We start from the raw sequence: 16,579 nt of genomic DNA on the forward strand, positions 1-16,579 counted from the left end.
CTTATATTTACCAAATGCTAATGGATTCAATCTGTAAGCATTTGCTTTCTTGATAATTGTTAACTAAATAAATTTGTACAACAAAAAATTCAATATATGCTGATGTGTGTACTTCACTAATAACAATTTTTATTTCATGCCTTTTTTGCTTGACCAAAACAGTAAAATTAAATATAATCCAAATGTAACTTAATCAGTTACATTAATATCAGGAAAAAGAAAGAGGTTTTTTATGAAAAAAATAGGATTGCTTTTATTCTCTATTGGACTTACTTCTTTGTTATTATCTTCTTGCTCAAATTATAATATGAGAAAAGATAATAACAGTAGCATAAGCACTAAGACTTCTAATGAGGAGGAAAATATAATGTACAAAAAAATACAAGGTATCGATGCTACTTATTTAATAATGAATCCTGATCCCGTGTTTGGCTCTACTGCAACAATTATCGAAAAAAACGGTAAGGGACTTTTAGTAGATACGCAATTTTCAAAAAAGGACGCAGATAAAATTGTCCAACTTGTAAAGTCAAACAATATTGATATTGAAACAATTTATATTTCATATAGTGATCCTGATTATTACTTTGGAACAAATCAAATAAAAAAATCTTTTCCTAAAGCAAATGTAGTAGCCACAGCTTCTACGATTTCACGGATTAAAGACACTTATAAATCAAAATTATCCGTATGGGCAGATACATTAAAGGAGAACGCACCAGACAAAATTATTATTCCAAATGAAATAAAGGAATCAATTAATTTAGAAGACGTAGAGTTTGAAATCTTTGCTAATGATATAAAAAAACAAACACTTTATAATAAAAACGATCAACTATTGGTAGGCGGTATTTTAGTTTCTACTGGTAGCCACTTATTTATGGCTGACACTAAATCTATTGACAGTCAATTACAATGGATAAATGATTTAAGTGAATTAGAATCCTTATCACTAAGAACAGTTATTCCTGGTCATTTTGAAGCTGGAAACCAATTTATGCCCCAAAATATTAAATTTACGAAAGAGTATATTGAAAAATTTATTACAGCTGAGAAAGAGAGCAAAGTAAGCAGTGAAATTATCACTAAAATGAAAAACTATTATCCAAAATTACCAGAAGGAAACCTTGAAATGAGTGCTAAAGTTGTAACCGGTGAAATGGATTGGGAATAACACTTTTAAAGTCACTAAGAATAGAGGGCAAGTTCATCGACGGATGAATTTGTCCTCTATTCTTAGTATATTTTACTTGTTTAGTATCTACTTTATTTGGCACGTTAGTTTGAGAAACTTAAACAGTATAATTCACTCTTTTATTACTTATCTCTGCTTTTATGTAAGACTTAGCTTCAAATGGTTGTGGAACTTTACCTGAAACTTCCCAATTTATTTTCTGATGTTCTCCATTTTACTTTACAAAGTCGGCAGAATACTTATACAAATAACTACCCTCTACCTCATTTCCAAGTGCATCTTTTTGTTACAACTTCTGCAGGAGTTAGTACATAGGTGGTGACGATTTTGTACGTACTATTATAATATTTGTAACCGAAGTATTGTATAAGTTTAGCCTTTTTTGTTCTTTTTCATACTTATACTAATTGTCCATTCAATTTAGCTTTAACAAGAACTATCACTACTCCGATAATTATTAATAGCCAGCCAATAATTGCTAAAGGTTTATTCGTGGTACGGTAAGGATAACCCCAATTCCACCCCCAAACAAATCTTGTTGTCATCATTAAAAGAATCAAGCCAATCGCTGCAATAATACTGCCAATAAGTATTACATAATCCATTTTGGTTCCTCCTCAATTTCTCTTGCTTGAAAATATATTTTACAAAGTACATTTATATAGAAATCTAACTTTTATCTACAAATGAATATAAAAATGCATTGAACTAAAAAACTAATCTAAGGTAACTGTTTATAGAGACTAAGCTTTATATAAATTTAGAAATAATACCTAAAAATAAAAAAATATTTTTGCTGTTTGTTCTTTTGTTTTTGTCTTTTTAAATCTCTTAATTGTTTTAATGACATCTAATATAATAGTTTAAAGCAGAGCCTATAAGTATTAATAACTTGCCTTCAATTGTTTTAACCATTAAACTAATTTCACTATATTAAAAACTGGAGAGATTTTTTTGTTTTACTTTCCTCCTTTGTTTTTTTGTTATGTTTTATAAACACTAAATATACTCATATAAGAAAATACAACAACAGAGTGTACAGAAAGGAAAACTTTTCTGTACACTCTCGTATGACTTTAATTTTAAAGGTGCTTTCATTTATTCCCATATAGTACTGAAAAATAGGACTTAACGAATTACAACTGCAAAATTCCTCTCATTATATATACTTTCAAAGGTATTTTTATTGATCCAATATTTACCGGAAATCGGATCAGATACGTGAACCGTTCCATTTTTTAAATCGTAGCCATCTAATGTCACTGCATGATTATTATTTACCGCTTTACCAAAATCCCATATTCCCCATCGTGCCGGTTGAAATTTTATCGTCACCCAAGCAACAATTGGATTATTATTTTTCACTTCCTCTAGTAATTCATCTAAAGAATGACCTGACATATCTTGTACATCTCCATATACTTTTCCCCATTTTACTAAAGGCACAGGATAGATAGCAGAGTAAGTCCATGAGTTTTCAACAAAAGGACTACCTACAAATCCATCATAAGGATTTCCATTAGGAGAGATAGGAATTGTTTTTAAAAATTTGATTAAGTCCCAATCAGGAATTTTTCCTTTATACTGTAAGCCTTGTAATAGTGAAGCCCCCTCACACCCACTAGGCGCTCCTAAGGCATACTGATCATAATTTTTCACTCCAAGTAAGTTGTAATCTTCAGAAGCAAAAGCATTGGTACCAACTATAAAGAATAAGCCAAGTAAAGGTAGAATAAACGATTTTTTTAGTATAGTAACTGTATTTCTATTTATACTCGTTCACCTCTTTAAAATTTATTAAATGCATAATCCTACTGTCATTTTCTAAATTTAAAATGGATTTGACTGTGAAATACCTATTTGCAAGCGATCCAACGGTTCTCCAAAGATTCCTGCATAACTGTCTAGTCCAGGAATAGAACCATTATCTGCACTTACTTTTAACCAGCCTGATCGTTTCGTAGTTTGTGAACGATAGTAAGCCTGTGATAATTTTTCTCCCTTAGGAGTTATATAGTTTAGCTGAACACCATCAATTGCTTGTCCAGGCATACCTGCCGCTCCATTTACTGTATCGCTCTTATCCCCTTTACTTACCCAAGGCAACCATCCGCTTTGAGCCGTGTGAACACGATATTTCATTTGCCCTTTATCTACCTTTATATAAAGCATATCATGTTGACGATTAGGGTAACCTGCGAAACCATCATTGGTATTGTTAAAGTTGGTTACTTCTGGTAACCATGAACCTCCGAGGACCCGCAATCCGTAACGAACATTTGTTGTGAAATTTTTTGGTCCTGGATTTGGAGGCGTAGGCGTAGATCCTCCTTGAAGTATAGGAATTGGGTTAAACCAAGTGCCATCATCTTTATTCCAAGAAGAATGAGCAGAACGCCATTCTTTTTTTGTCATTCCTAAATGTAAATGACTAGAAGTAAACTTTCCTATCAGCTGTCCTTTTTTAACAGTTTGTCCAGTGCTAACTTTAATATCTCCAACATTTCGGCTAAATTCTTGATAAATCACATTTGTGTTTCCCGCTTGTAGTACAATAAATGCACCTAATGAGCCTCCACCTACAGGATCCCAACCAGCATATAAAATTTTACCATCATGCACAGCATACACACTGCCATTTCCATAAATAGCAGAACCAAAGTCAAACCCATCATGGAAATAAGTACCTCCTCGGTTAAATGCAGTGTTCCCGAATTGTTGTCCTTCTTCATATCTTCCCGCATATGGTTTGCCCAGTGGCCACGACCACTCATTAGAAGCTGCGTTGACAGAATAAGAAGAAAACGCCAAAGAAACAACGATAGATAATACCCCTAGAATAGAAAGTAAAATATTTTTCATAGAAACCCCTCCTAATTAATATTTATTACAAGACTAACGTACTGCGACACACGATTTACAGAGTATCCCCCAATGTTATTGGATTTTAGTCAATTGATCTGATTTTATAGTTAGGCACCAACTTAATGATTCTTTTAAACAAAAAATTTGATTTAACAGTATTTTTAACTAGTACAACAGGTACTTCTAGAACTAATTCATCTAATGCTTCATGAGATAGATTAATAACAACCAGAACCTTAATTGTGATTTATTTTTTTATTTTACTAACATAAAGTCCTATTACAAAAATAATGGTTCCTACAACAGAAATCGCAAAAGAATTTAATAGTACTTTTTGAAAGGCTTCTCCTTTAATTAAAAACCAAATACAAGAGCTTAGTAATATTACAAAGAACGAATATAACACTAAAACCACATCTTTATTTTTCATTAAAACCACATACACCTTCCAAAACTCCAAATTAGTGACGCTGCTGCTGCCGCAGGCAAAAGACCTTTAAAAGCATACTTTGCTACCAACTTAGCTACTTCTGCGGCTGCTTTTCTTTGTAGAAGACCTACAATACCACCACTAAGTAGACCTTGTATAGCAGAAACTCCTAAAGTATCTTGGATGGCTGTGATAGCACATTGCTTGGCATCTGCACGTTTAAATCGCGTTTGTTGAATATCTTCTTTTACTTGATTTTCAAGTTTAGTTAACTCAGCCGCATGACCATATTTAGCATATAAAACATTGAAATTTAAAGATTCGACGTTACCTAAATCATCATAGGTTACTGCATTATCAAAAATGGAATTTCAATCGTTTTCAAATTCTCTAGAGAATTTTTCTTGTTCAACAGTATTCAATGGCTGTCTCTCTAAATTTTCATTCGTAGCAGCATAAACACTTGCACCAGCACTAGCAAATATACTCAATGCCATAAGTAACGTCATTGCCAAACAGAAGAACTTTGATTTTTTAGAAAAAGTAATTTCCATGTTTAAGTCCCTACTTTCTTTTTTTGTTGGTTACAATTATAGCGATATTAAAGATAGTTTGCTATCAAAATCCCTATTTAACGTTTATCCCATCTTAAAAGAACGCAAACTTCTTAGAATTGTGTTTTCTTTTGTTCTTCGCCAGTTCCTTTTAAACATTAAACTGAATTAAATATATAATAGAGACAGTTACTTAGGGGAGAACCATTACTAAAATTTTTCTTACTGATTTTTATTATCTAAAAACACACTCTTTTGAAATTGAGAATTACTTCTGACATGCATGACTACCGAATGTCTTGTTCTAATACCCATTTGTTAATTCCTGAAAGAAAATAGGCTAATTTTGAATTAGAGCGTCTAAAAGGTTTCACTTTTAGAGCGGTATATTGTTTATTTCTTACATTAGTTGGAATTGCTTCTCCAGTTTGATATTGACTAGCTTTTGATAATAAAGTTACTTTTTTATTAAGCAGTGGCGTAGGAAACTCTTTTACATCCTGCTCTAATACCCACTTATTTATCCCCTCTAAATAATAAGCTACCTTAGAACTCGATTGTGAAATGCTTTTTACATCCTTGATAATGTACTCTTTATTTCTTAAATCAGTAGGAATTTTTTCTCCAGTTTGATAGTAAGTAGCTCTTGATAATAAAGTAGCAATTTTACCTTTCATTGCATAATTTATTGGTTCTTTTCTAAAATTAATACCAGAATACTTCCATGAATAAACATTATCATTTAATTTCCAGTTACTCATATCTTTTTGATTAGTTAACATCACTTTTTGCCACCAAGGATTCCAAAAGTAGTAATAAGAATCTAACGTATTATTTTTGGCTATAATATAACCGATGACAGTAACTCCATGTGATTTTGCAGGATTATAATTCTGAGTAACGTTGTCTAAATGAACATACACTGGAGCCTTTTTATCAATTTGTGTTTGAACTTCCGCTGGTGTCAATCGACTATTTTTTATATCCAAAGTATAACCATATTCCTTTTGCATAGTTTGAACGGTATGTGCAAAAGGTTTACTTGTAATATACTTCCCATCTACTAATTCTGCTTCTGAGGCAGTACGAAAAGCTTTTTTGATGAGCGTTTTTGCATTGGTTATGGCTTTCCCTTCAATCGAATTAATCATTGTAGATAACGTATAAAATGCACACCATGGTTCTAATCCTTGCGTTTCTGTAATCATCCAATTAGGGATAATATTTCGATTATACTCTGGAACCGTATCATCAGGTACAGAACGTTTCTTTCTATTAAAGTTGTCTACCGATTGCTTAATATCAACTGCTTGTTCACGAGTTGGTTCTTCTGCAGACAGAAGTTGGTGGCTCTCGCTATCAAGGTTCAAAGAAAAGCTGGTACCTTCTGCTGTAGGTGTTAGTCTATTTAACAGCTCAACAAACTGACTAGAAATCGTTAGCGATGGCGTATTGTTCATTAAAGAAACTTCTAATAAATCATGAATAAGCCCAGATTCTTTATCGATAATAGGAAAATAGGCTGTTTGAGTATCTGTTTCATTAGTTAAAGTAAATGGCTGCCCCAAATAAAAATCATCTGTACTTAAAGGTTCTGTATTTTCCACTACAGACAAGTTCTCAAAATAAAATTGCCAATCTTGCTGTGCATACATCCTCAATTCTGAAGGTACTTCCTTTTGTTTGAATGAACAGTGGAGTATTATCACCATCCATTGCTGAAGCATTAATTCCAAACAAAAGGCTTGTTAAAAACAAGCCTATCCCTAAAATGTATTTTTTCACGGTCCTTTCAACCTCTCTTACTTAAGAATAATCATACCTATAAAGGTATAATCTTTTTGCGGTGTATTATTCACTGAAAAATCCGTAACAGTTAACTTATTTTTATTCGTCAACGTAGTCAGGCTAGAAGGATAGATATAGTTCGACATCCAGATACTTGTACTCATAAATGGTTCTTTAATATTTTCACCATCTGGAGCAACGTATACGTATCCATGCGCTACAGCTAATAAATAAGGTTCCATCCAATCGGTTTTGTTTGGTTTATAACATAGTAATACTGGATGATCTTTATCAAGCTCACTCTTCACTTGGTTGAAATTAAGTTCATTCTTCGTTGCATCAAGCCATTCCATATTTACCCCAATAGAAGTGGCATAGCGAATGCAATCTTTAATAGACACAGAAGCATTATTAAATTCTTTGTCTGTCTTTTTTGGATATACAAATTTTAGTATCGTTTTTGCTGTAATATCTTTTCTATTTGTTTTAAAGTTCAACACTTTAGCAAAAGAATGCTCTATTCCTTGTAAATCATAATGTTGATCATTCGTTTCGAAATTAGCCAAACTCTTCATTTCAGGAGCAGCGTTTACCACATAACCTGATCCCACAAAAAGGATTACTAGTAAAATGGTAGAGATAACTTTCTTCATTTAATTCACCTAACAATTCATTTTAAATTTTGAAATACCAACATAAGAAAGTACAACTAGTAAAAATCCAGCCAACACAACTAAAATAGAGGACATATTTATACGCCAATTTCCACTAATGTTATAAGAATTCAGCAGCCCATAGGTTCCTAGTACGACACTTACTAAACCTAATAGAAAAATTATCCCAAAAAAAGTGTACACTAACATTCTTAATTTTCTTGAAGAACTACTTGTTTCTCTTGTTTTAAATAAAGTGTATATAATCAAAAACGCAAGAATAATAGAAATTAGTTGAACCATCAATATGTCTCCTTCTTACTAATTAAGTCTAGTATCATACATCTTCATGGAAAATATTTTTTTTATCCATATAACCTTTGTAAGAGATTGCAAATAAAAATATGGATATCAAGATAATTTTAAAATTTTTAAACTCGTCAAAAACAAAGTAAGCATAAAGAAAAGATATACCACCTAAAAAAATACAAGCAATAGAAATATTAAACGAAAATTTAACAAATAAGTAGAATTTATTCTTTATTTTTTCATTCAAAATCCCTATAGTAGCGATAAAAACTGAGACTATAAAGATTATTAGGATTAACCCTATTACAAGGTACATCTTTTTCAATCCTTTCGTAAACTCTATTAAGTTAATTCAATGTAGCCATTATTGGGTATTTTGTCAATAGAATCTAATAATTTTGCAGCCTGCTTTCCAGGACTTAGAATCGCACTAATAATTAATCCAACTGCTTTATCTTGTAAATAGTTTTTCGCGCCTTTTATTCCTAGCTTCTCGCTTTCTTTAATAATTACTGGAATCATTTCTTTCTTTACAAATTTCTTTGCACCTTCTTGACCCAATGCTTTAACCATTGCAGACACTGACCCAAAACCTCCGATAATTAATACAACATTAAGCGCAGTATCTAAAACTGTTCCTAAGACGTCAACAGAAATCAAACCATGTCCAGCATTTCTAGGTTGTATTATAAAACCTTGCATAGCGTTTGATAGATATTGTTTATATTGCTCTCTAGACATCCCATTTGTACTTCCATTTTGTAAAGCAATATCATATTGTAGATCTAAAACTTTGTTATATAATTCTAATTGAACAGGAGTCATATTTTCTTTATTGAATTCGGTTTCAAATAGAGAAACTCCTTTGTATTGATTGGCTAGCGCCTCCATCCGTTGCTCTAACTCTTTTGTTGTAGAATTTACTTGTACATAGTTACTCTCTTCATTTGCGTATACTGTAGCCCCTGTTGTTAATATCGGTGATAATCCTAATAACATTGCAACCCCAGTAGTAATACATATTCTCTTTTTCAATATTATACCTCCTATTAGTAGTTTTCTTCTACTAAAAAAGTATATATTCATCAACTATTTACCGTCACTCAAATTCCTTAAATACACTATATTTCTCCCTATATCGTTAATAATCTGGGAACTTTCCTTTTTTTTTGCATTCACTTGTATCTTCTTGAATCATCTTATTCTTTATAATTGAATCAATAGCTGTTTTTCTCGGAAAGCCACACAAGACTTCTTCTAACGCAAGTTCCATTTTCGCTTTTTTTGATTCTTTCTTTTTTACTTTCATGGTACAGTTTCTTTAATTGATTTTTTTCGATTCTATGTCAAGAATTCGAACAAAAAAAACGTGAAACGGAACCATTCTTTTTCAAAACTAAATCTTTCGCTTTTAATGAAGCAGTTTGTGAACGTATTTGTTCTTTCTCGATAAATGAACGTGCGATGTCAATAAGCTCTTCATCTGAATGGTGATTCCATTGATAATGTTGATTTTCTTTCCTATCAATTTTTCTTAATAAGTTATTCCAAGAGCCATATCTTTGAATAATAAACCAGACACTGGGAACTTCTTTGGGAAACTCGTTTAATTTTTCTTGATATTGACTACATGTTTTTATGCTATTTTCTTCGATAAATTGACTAATTTTAAGAAGTAATTAAAGCTCGTTCATATTTTCCAGAATGCCCCTTCTATCTACTTTTTCATAATGTACCTCTAAATAACTATTTGGAACAGTGTGACACAATCCCTTTTTCGTAAAAGGTAATTGTTTTGGTATTTTCTCAAAAGCCCGCTCTTTTTTGCAAGCCTTGGCTCAAAACTGCAAAATTCGGTCAACATTTTGATATTTTTCGGATGACTTCTGCCGTCAATTTTTCTCTGCTATTTGACACTCTTTTGACCACCTTAATCATCAAATTGAGAAAAGCTAGGACAATTTGAGGAAATTTTTGAATCATTGTCCAAAATTTTGATCTTGAGAAAAGCAAAAAGTCCTTGTTAGACAAGGACTTTTCACACTTATGCGACTTCAAAAAAAGTCAATGTTGATTTTCTACTTAATTACACAAAAAAACACCCTCTTGCTGAGCAAGAGGGTGTTCGTTTGTCGAATAGTAAAGATTAACGACGGATTTCTTTGATACGAGCTGCTTTTCCGTGTAATGCGCGTAAGTAGTAAAGTTTTGCACGACGTACTTTACCGTAGCGAACCACTTCAATTTGAGCAACACGTGGTGTGTGTAATGGGAATGTACGTTCCACACCAACACCATTTGAAACTTTACGTACTGTGTAAGTTTCGCTGATTCCAGCACCACGGCGTTTAATTACAACACCTTCGAATAACTGGATACGTTCACGAGTACCTTCGACTACTTTCGCATGAACGCGAACAGTGTCACCAGGGCGGAACGCAGGAATATCCGTACGTAATTGTTCTTGTGTTAATTCTTGAATTAATGGATTCATTTTATCCTTCTCCTTATTCCCAAATATTCTTATGGTCACTTCTGCCACAGCGGAATATTGTAATAGTTAGAGCGCATTGCACTCACCAAATTAGTTTACCACAGACAAAATAAGCTGTAAAGAGAATTTTCTTGAAAGTTCCCTTATTTTTGCTCTTCTTGTTTAATTTCCTCTAATAACTTCAACATTTCAGGCGTCATTTCTACTGATTCCAACATGTCAGGTCGACGTAAAAAGGTCCGTCGTAATGATTCTTTTAGTTGCCATTCTGCAATTAATTTATGGTTACCATTCGTTAGCACGGCAGGGACTTCCATATCGTTGAAAATAGCAGGTCTGGTATATTGTGGATGCTCCAATAGGCCAGTGGAATGTGAATCCGTTTGTGCAGAAAGATTGTTACCTAAGACATCAGGTAATAAACGGACTGTCGCATCAATCATGACCATTGCGCCTAATTCGCCCCCTGTTAAAACGTAATCCCCCAATGAAACTTCATCTGTGACCATCGTGCGAATTCGCTCATCATAGCCTTCATAATGTCCACAAATAAAAACTAAATGTTCTTCTTGTGAAAATTCCTCGGCCATTTTCTGATTAAACGGTTTTCCTGCTGGATCTAATAAGATGACCCGTTTTGGTTGCTGGTTTGTCTCTTCTTCAATTGCCTTTAGGTTATCATAGATCGGTTGTACTTTTAAAAGCATCCCCGCGCCACCGCCATACGGATAATCATCGACCGTTTGGTGTTTGTTATCTGAAAAATCGCGAAAATTAGAGACATTCAATTCTAATAACTGCTTTTCCCGAGCTTTCCCAATAATTGATTCCCCCATTGGTCCTTCAAACATTCTAGGAAAAAGAGTTAATACATCAATTCTCATCGTCAATCAATCCTTCTGGAATGTCCACATCAATCCGTTGATTTTCGACGTCGACTTTTGTAACAACGCCTTCAATATACGGTAAAAGTAAATCTTTTTTCTTTGGTCGTTGGACGACCCACACATCATTCGCACCAGGAGATAAAATTTCTTTAATTTTTCCCAGTTCACTGCTGGTTTCATCGTAAACAGTAGCACCAATGATTTGGTGATAATAAAATTCGTCCTCTGCCAATTCAGCGAGATTGTCTTTTGCAACTTTTAAAATACCGTCACGATATTTTTCAACATCATTGATATTTGGATGTCCTTCAAAGCTTAAAATGTCAAAATTCTTATGCTTGCGGTGGGACTTCACGACCAATTCAATTGGTGCTTTTTTCTCTTGAAATAGCAGTAACATAGCCCCTTTTTGATAACGTTCTTCTGGAAAATCCGTTTTCGAAATGACCCGAACTTCTCCTTTGATTCCTTGTGTGTTCACAATTTTTCCTACATTTAAATAATCTGTCACGTGAAAGCCTCTCTTCCTTGTATTTCATCTTTCCTATTCTACCATTTCTTACGCGCAAATTCTATGAAAAAACAAAGGCCAACTTTTCCAGTCAGCCTTTGTTTTTATTAATTCGTTAAACCAGTTAATGTGCCATAAATTAAAAATAAATTCAATAACGTCAAGGCAATAGCAATAATCCAAGCTAAAAATTTCACCCACGCTGGATTCGCAAATTGGCCCATTAATTTTTTATCACTTGTATACATCGTTAAAGGAATAATCGACACTGGCAAAGCAATACTTAGGAAAACTTGCGTATAAAGCAACAAGTCTTCAACAGCCGTTTCGCTACCGCCATAAATAATGACACAGATAATGACTGGCACAATTGCTAACAAACGAGTTAACACTCGTCGTGCCCACAACGGCATTTTTAAATGGATAAAGCCTTCCATTACAATTTGTCCTGACAGCGTACCTGTAATCGTTGAATTTTGACCCGAAGCCAGTAAAGCAATTGCAAAAAGAATACTTAACACTGGGCTAGCAATATTACCAACAATATCTGGATTTTTCAGAGCATCAAATAAATCAACAAATTTACCTAATTCACTGTTGGTTCCATAAAATAATGCTCCTCCTAAAATTAACAACAAACAATTTACGACAAAAGCGACAGTTAATTGAATATTTGAATCCCAAGTAGTGAAACGAATTGCTTTGGCTTTCTCAGCATCATCGTTACGATCAAATTTCCGTGCTTGAGCAATGGAAGAATGCAAATATAAGTTATGAGGCATGACTGTCGCTCCAACGATTCCCAAGGCTAAAAATAACATGGATTTATCTGTCGCTATTTTTGTGTCTGGAATAAAACCTCGTAATACTTCACCAACATTTGGATCTGCTAATGCCACTTCATAAGCAAAAACAAAAAAGATGACTGCAATTAAACAAGAAACAATTGCTTCGATTTTGCGAAAGCCTAACTTTGTCAGTAGCAAAAGTAATAAAACATCAAACGTTGTTATCAACACACCAATTAATAATGGAAAACCAAATAATAATTGCAAAGCAACGGCACCACCAATTACTTCAGCGATATCTGTTGCCATTATGGCTAACTCCGTCACCACCCACAAGGCAACGCCCGTTCGTTTACTTGTATGCTCTCTAGTCGCTTGAGCTAAATCCATTCCTGTCACGATTCCTAAGCGCGCAGCCATACTTTGTAGTAACATGGCAACTAAACTAGAAAGTAAAATCACACTAAGTAACGTGTACTTATATTCCGCTCCGCCAGCAATTGACGTAATCCAATTTCCTGGATCCATATAACCAACAGCCACTAAAGCGCCAGGTCCGCTATAGGCTAACAAAGTTCGCCAAAAGCTAGCATTTTTAGGTACCTCAACGGTATTATTTATCTCTTCTAAACTAGGTCCATTTGCATAATTAAGCATTTTTTCCGTTTTCTTTTCTTTCATCCAACATCCCTCAATCTATCTTGTTCACACATTTCACTTTTAGGTACACCTAAAACTAGTTAACATAATTATAGTCTTCTTATTCTTTGTTGTAAACTGTTACATTCTAATTTTTTTAAGCACTTTCGCTATAAATCGTTTGGTTTTTACCAAAAAATCCCTTACACTTATTTTATCATAGATCGGAGGTTATGAGGATGAAGTTAGATATGGTCGGTATTATCGTCAACGATATGACACAAGCACTCTCTTTTTACCAAACGCTAGGTTTTAACGTGCTGGGAGAAGCTTCGCCTGATTACACAGAATTACAAAACAATGGCGTCAGGATTTCTTTAAATTCACTACAAATGATTACTGGTGTCTATGGGTTTGCGCCTAGCCAGCAAGGCGATAAAATCGAACTTGCTTTTCTTTGTGAAACGGCCGCAGAAGTTGATAACACCGTGAAAAAAATGAGCCAAGCTGGTTACATTGTTTTTAAAGAACCTTGGAATGCACCTTGGGGCCAACGATACGCAATCATTAAAGACGTGGATGCAAATTTAATTTCACTCTTTGCCCCTCTATAATATTACTAAAAGATGCTCCACTTTCGTTTCTTTAACTCTCTTTCGAAAGATCAGTGCAGAATGGGTCTTAAGTAGGATGTCTTTTCTGTCTCTTTTTTTGTATAATAAACTTATCAAATGATGTGTATCTTACAACTTTGTTCGTTTGCAGAAAGAACAAACGATGTTTTTTATTGATAAAAAGTTATATACTAAAAGTACGATGAGTATAACTAAAGGAGATGAGAAATGTGAGTGTTACCCTATCTAGAAAAATTGTTAATATTATTTCCATTTTGGGCATTGTTGCAACCATAATTGCAACCATCTATTTTATCCGATTAGGTGTCTTCAAGGACATCAATGCACTAAGAGGACTAGTAGGGCAATCTGTCATTCTCGGTCCGATTATTTTCATGTTAATTCAGATTATTCAAGTGGTTATTCCGATTATTCCTGGTGGTGTTAGCTGTGCTGCAGGGGTCTTGATTTTCGGGCCAACAATGGGCTTCGTCTATAATTACGTTGGTATTGCACTTGGCTCTATTATCATTTTCTTATTAGGTCGTAATTATGGGAAACCATTCATTATGAGCCTTGTCAGTGATAAAACATATAACAAGTATATCGGTTGGTTAGACAATGAAAAACGTTTTGAACGATTGTTTGCTTTAGCAATTTTCTTCCCGATTGCACCGGATGATGCGCTTTGTTTAATGGCCGGTTTAACAAAAATGTCTGTGAAAAAATTTACTCTGATTATTTTATTAGCAAAACCTGCTTCTATCTATTTATATAGTCTTGCGTTAATTTATGGCGGTACATTTTTAACTAGCTTACTGGGAATGTAAAATAAATAAAAAAGCGAACGGACTAAATCAAAACTCTGCCTGTGTCAGTTTGATTTAGTCCTTTTATTATGGAATTTTGGTAGAAACTGGGGGACTTTTGATGTTTAGTTATTTTAAAAATAGTATTGTGAATACGCTAGATTTTCTTAAAGGGACAACGGCGTATTTTCGCGATGTGCTCTTGATGCACGGATTTATGTTATTCGTTCTATTGCCTTTATTGACAAGTTTGTCCAAATTGGTACTCAAAGAAGGTGGGATTGATTATATTTCCTACGATAACTTAGGGGCAATTGCTACGCAACATCCCTATGTACTTTTGACTTTTCTACTAATTGGGCTGTTAATTTTACTGGCGCTCTTTTTTGAATTTACCTTTTTATTGCTTAGTGTCTATTTTATTAAGAAAAAGCAACCAATTACTCTAACGCAATTATTGCACGGCACCTTGCTTCAGATCAAAAAAGTTCGAGGAATTACCTTTCTGTTTTTCCTGGCATATTTCTTTTTGATTTTACCATTAAGTGGGTTAACCTTCCGCTCTTATTTATTAACAAGAGTTAAGATTCCAGCCTTTATCTTAGATTTTATTTTTGCAAATCGCGTCATTATTATTATTGGTTTCGTATTGTTAGAACTGATTATCTTATATTTAGCGATTCGACTTGCTTTTGCCCTTCCAGAGTTGATTTTACGTGATGTTGGCTTTCGTGAGTCTTTAAAACGTAGTTGGCAAATTACAAAGCGGCGCTTTTTCCAGATTTTAGGGCAATTTATTATCATTGGAGGAACTGTTTTAGGGATTTTTACGGCTGGCTATTTTTTGATATTTTTAGGTCAAACCGCAGTCGAAACGTTTAAACCTGAGTGGTCTTTACCTAGCGCTGTCATCGCTATGACACTCCTTCAGGTTATGATGCTCTTAAACTTGGTGTTGTCTAGTGTTGCTATTTTTTACATTATTGTTGATGATATGGAAGATGAAGGGATTTTGCCTGACACGCCAGAATGGTTCATCCCGAAATCAGAGGTTCGGGTAGAATGGACCACCTTCAGAGTCGTTCTTTTTTGTTTGATTGCAATCTTCTTCGGAATTGGTGTAGGCACCTATAATACGAATTACCTAAGTCATACACCTGACCGAAAACCGGTTACCATCTCCCATCGTGGTGTTAATGGTAACAATGGCGTTCAAAACACCTTGGACTCTTTAATCGAGACCAATAAGGCAAAACCTGATTATGTTGAAATGGATATTCAAGAAACCAAAGACCATCAATTTATTGTCATGCACGATTTTAATTTACGGGCGTTAACGGGTGTTAATAAACGACCAAATCAATTAACACTTAAAGAATTAACGAACATGAATGTCACAGAAAATGGTCAAACTGCTAAAATGGTTTCTTTCGATGATTATTTAGCCAAAGCCAATCAATTAAAACAACGTTTATTAATTGAAATCAAAACCACGCCTCAAGATAGCCCTGATTTAGTACAGCGCTTTGTCAAACAATACCGTGAAAATATTTTAGAAAACGGCCATATCCTTCATACCTTAACCTATGATACGGCGATGGCCTTAAAGAAAGAAGAACCACGCTTTTATGTAGGCTACGTTATTCCTTTCAACATTGTGGGACCGCCTAAAATGCCAGTTGACTTTTTTACTATGGAATACAGTACAATGAATCGTAACTTTGTAAATGCCGCTCATCATGATGGGAAAAAGGTTTATGCTTGGACAGCAAATGATGAAGATGTTATGACGCGAATGATTTTTTATGGCGTCGATGGCATCATTACCGATCAACTCAGTCTACTGAACGAAACAATGAAAACCGATTTAGAAAATCCAACATACTCCGATAAACTGTTGAATTTCGCTATTGGAATGGGTTAAAAAAAGAGCGTGGGACAAAAATCACTTTGGATTTTTGCTCCACGCTCAAAAACTGATAAACGGCGGGAACAGAAGCAACTCCTTCGGAAATAAGCCGGAATTATCCAAAAATTAAAGAA

General features: G+C 34.0%; 17 protein-coding genes. 4 read left to right on the top strand and 13 right to left on the bottom strand.

Going from position 1 to position 16,579, the window contains the following annotated elements:
- Positions 1-232: 232 nt before the first annotated feature.
- Complete coding sequence (locus IGK82_RS07940) at positions 233-1,174, top strand: MBL fold hydrolase (RefSeq protein WP_430605079.1); 942 nt, start codon at positions 233-235, stop codon at positions 1,172-1,174.
- Positions 1,175-1,593: 419 nt separating this feature from the next.
- Here the strand turns inward: IGK82_RS07940 and IGK82_RS07945 are convergent, their stop codons facing one another.
- The 13 genes from IGK82_RS07945 to IGK82_RS08005 all read right to left on the bottom strand — a co-directional run bounded on the left by IGK82_RS07945 (position 1,594) and on the right by IGK82_RS08005 (position 13,155).
- A complete protein-coding gene (locus IGK82_RS07945; protein WP_002371958.1) occupies positions 1,594-1,800 on the bottom strand; it encodes a hypothetical protein in 207 nt (68 codons plus the stop codon).
- A 523-nt stretch (positions 1,801-2,323) separates the two neighbouring features.
- Entirely contained in the window at positions 2,324-2,854 is a 531-nt protein-coding gene (locus tag IGK82_RS07950) for a C39 family peptidase (protein WP_002371960.1), read from the bottom strand.
- Between the two features lie 171 nt (positions 2,855-3,025).
- The gene (locus tag IGK82_RS07955) at positions 3,026-4,057 is read right to left on the bottom strand and encodes a M23 family metallopeptidase (RefSeq protein ID WP_002391269.1); all 1,032 of its coding nucleotides are present in this window, start codon (positions 4,055-4,057) and stop codon (positions 3,026-3,028) included.
- A 250-nt stretch (positions 4,058-4,307) separates the two neighbouring features.
- The gene (locus IGK82_RS07960) at positions 4,308-4,505 is read right to left on the bottom strand and encodes a hypothetical protein (protein ID WP_002371962.1); all 198 of its coding nucleotides are present in this window, start codon (positions 4,503-4,505) and stop codon (positions 4,308-4,310) included.
- A gap of 356 nt (positions 4,506-4,861) precedes the next feature.
- The gene (locus IGK82_RS07965; RefSeq protein ID WP_002371963.1) at positions 4,862-5,044 is read right to left on the bottom strand and encodes a hypothetical protein; all 183 of its coding nucleotides are present in this window, start codon (positions 5,042-5,044) and stop codon (positions 4,862-4,864) included.
- 287 nt (positions 5,045-5,331) lie between these two features.
- Positions 5,332-6,771 carry a C47 family peptidase gene (locus IGK82_RS07970; protein WP_430605170.1) on the bottom strand — a complete coding sequence of 480 codons (1,440 nt, stop codon included), beginning with the start codon at positions 6,769-6,771 and terminating at the stop codon, positions 5,332-5,334.
- 75 nt (positions 6,772-6,846) lie between these two features.
- Complete coding sequence (locus tag IGK82_RS07975; RefSeq protein WP_002371966.1) at positions 6,847-7,485, bottom strand: C47 family peptidase; 639 nt, start codon at positions 7,483-7,485, stop codon at positions 6,847-6,849.
- Between the two features lie 651 nt (positions 7,486-8,136).
- A complete protein-coding gene (locus IGK82_RS07980) occupies positions 8,137-8,829 on the bottom strand; it encodes a hypothetical protein (RefSeq protein ID WP_002391270.1) in 693 nt (230 codons plus the stop codon).
- Between the two features lie 106 nt (positions 8,830-8,935).
- Positions 8,936-9,103, bottom strand: coding sequence for a hypothetical protein (locus tag IGK82_RS07985; RefSeq protein WP_016622362.1), 168 nt, complete (start codon positions 9,101-9,103; stop codon positions 8,936-8,938).
- 837 nt (positions 9,104-9,940) lie between these two features.
- Entirely contained in the window at positions 9,941-10,288 is a 348-nt protein-coding gene (gene rplS, locus IGK82_RS07990) for a 50S ribosomal protein L19 (protein WP_002357176.1), read from the bottom strand.
- A gap of 143 nt (positions 10,289-10,431) precedes the next feature.
- On the bottom strand, positions 10,432-11,172 hold the full coding sequence (gene trmD, locus IGK82_RS07995; RefSeq protein WP_002381776.1) for a tRNA (guanosine(37)-N1)-methyltransferase TrmD: 741 nt from the start codon (positions 11,170-11,172) through the stop codon (positions 10,432-10,434).
- Positions 11,162-11,686, bottom strand: a complete 525-nt coding sequence (gene rimM, locus IGK82_RS08000) for a ribosome maturation factor RimM (protein ID WP_010709631.1) — start codon at positions 11,684-11,686, stop codon at positions 11,162-11,164. Before rimM ends, trmD begins: the two co-directional genes overlap by 11 nt.
- A 107-nt stretch (positions 11,687-11,793) precedes the next feature.
- Complete coding sequence (locus tag IGK82_RS08005; protein WP_002360069.1) at positions 11,794-13,155, bottom strand: Nramp family divalent metal transporter; 1,362 nt, start codon at positions 13,153-13,155, stop codon at positions 11,794-11,796.
- Between the two features lie 197 nt (positions 13,156-13,352).
- On the opposite strand from IGK82_RS08005, the gene IGK82_RS08010 reads away from it, so the two are divergent.
- The 3 genes from IGK82_RS08010 (at position 13,353) to IGK82_RS08020 (ending at position 16,460) form a co-directional block, all read left to right on the top strand.
- Positions 13,353-13,727 (top strand): VOC family protein, encoded by a 375-nt coding sequence (locus IGK82_RS08010; protein ID WP_002381774.1) that lies wholly within the window; start codon positions 13,353-13,355, stop codon positions 13,725-13,727.
- A 221-nt stretch (positions 13,728-13,948) separates the two neighbouring features.
- Positions 13,949-14,557, top strand: a complete 609-nt coding sequence (locus IGK82_RS08015) for a TVP38/TMEM64 family protein (protein WP_002383106.1) — start codon at positions 13,949-13,951, stop codon at positions 14,555-14,557.
- Positions 14,558-14,657: 100 nt separating this feature from the next.
- Positions 14,658-16,460 (top strand): glycerophosphoryl diester phosphodiesterase membrane domain-containing protein, encoded by a 1,803-nt coding sequence (locus tag IGK82_RS08020; RefSeq protein ID WP_016622360.1) that lies wholly within the window; start codon positions 14,658-14,660, stop codon positions 16,458-16,460.
- The last annotated feature ends 119 nt before the right edge of the window (positions 16,461-16,579 follow it).

It is taken from the genome of Enterococcus sp. AZ197, assembly GCF_050556405.1.
Classification (GTDB): Bacteria; Bacillota; Bacilli; order Lactobacillales; family Enterococcaceae; genus Enterococcus; species Enterococcus faecalis.

What these genes read in the sequence shown, in the direction of transcription:
- IGK82_RS07945 (WP_002371958.1), bottom strand. Translation starts at nt 1,800, where the DNA reads ATGGATTATGTAATACTTATTGGCAGTATTATTGCAGCGATTGGCTTG.
- IGK82_RS07975 (WP_002371966.1), bottom strand. Translation starts at nt 7,485, where the DNA reads ATGAAGAAAGTTATCTCTACCATTTTACTAGTAATCCTTTTTGTGGGA.
- IGK82_RS07985 (WP_016622362.1), bottom strand. Translation starts at nt 9,103, where the DNA reads ATGAAAGTAAAAAAGAAAGAATCAAAAAAAGCGAAAATGGAACTTGCG.
- IGK82_RS08020 (WP_016622360.1), top strand. Translation starts at nt 14,658, where the DNA reads ATGTTTAGTTATTTTAAAAATAGTATTGTGAATACGCTAGATTTTCTT.
- IGK82_RS08010 (WP_002381774.1), top strand. Translation starts at nt 13,353, where the DNA reads ATGAAGTTAGATATGGTCGGTATTATCGTCAACGATATGACACAAGCA.
- IGK82_RS07940 (WP_430605079.1), top strand. Translation starts at nt 233, where the DNA reads ATGAAAAAAATAGGATTGCTTTTATTCTCTATTGGACTTACTTCTTTG.
- IGK82_RS07955 (WP_002391269.1), bottom strand. Translation starts at nt 4,057, where the DNA reads ATGAAAAATATTTTACTTTCTATTCTAGGGGTATTATCTATCGTTGTT.
- IGK82_RS08005 (WP_002360069.1), bottom strand. Translation starts at nt 13,155, where the DNA reads ATGAAAGAAAAGAAAACGGAAAAAATGCTTAATTATGCAAATGGACCT.
- IGK82_RS08015 (WP_002383106.1), top strand. Translation starts at nt 13,949, where the DNA reads ATGAGAAATGTGAGTGTTACCCTATCTAGAAAAATTGTTAATATTATT.
- rplS (WP_002357176.1), bottom strand. Translation starts at nt 10,288, where the DNA reads ATGAATCCATTAATTCAAGAATTAACACAAGAACAATTACGTACGGAT.
- IGK82_RS07965 (WP_002371963.1), bottom strand. Translation starts at nt 5,044, where the DNA reads ATGGAAATTACTTTTTCTAAAAAATCAAAGTTCTTCTGTTTGGCAATG.
- IGK82_RS07970 (WP_430605170.1), bottom strand. Translation starts at nt 6,771, where the DNA reads ATGCTTCAGCAATGGATGGTGATAATACTCCACTGTTCATTCAAACAA.
- trmD (WP_002381776.1), bottom strand. Translation starts at nt 11,172, where the DNA reads ATGAGAATTGATGTATTAACTCTTTTTCCTAGAATGTTTGAAGGACCA.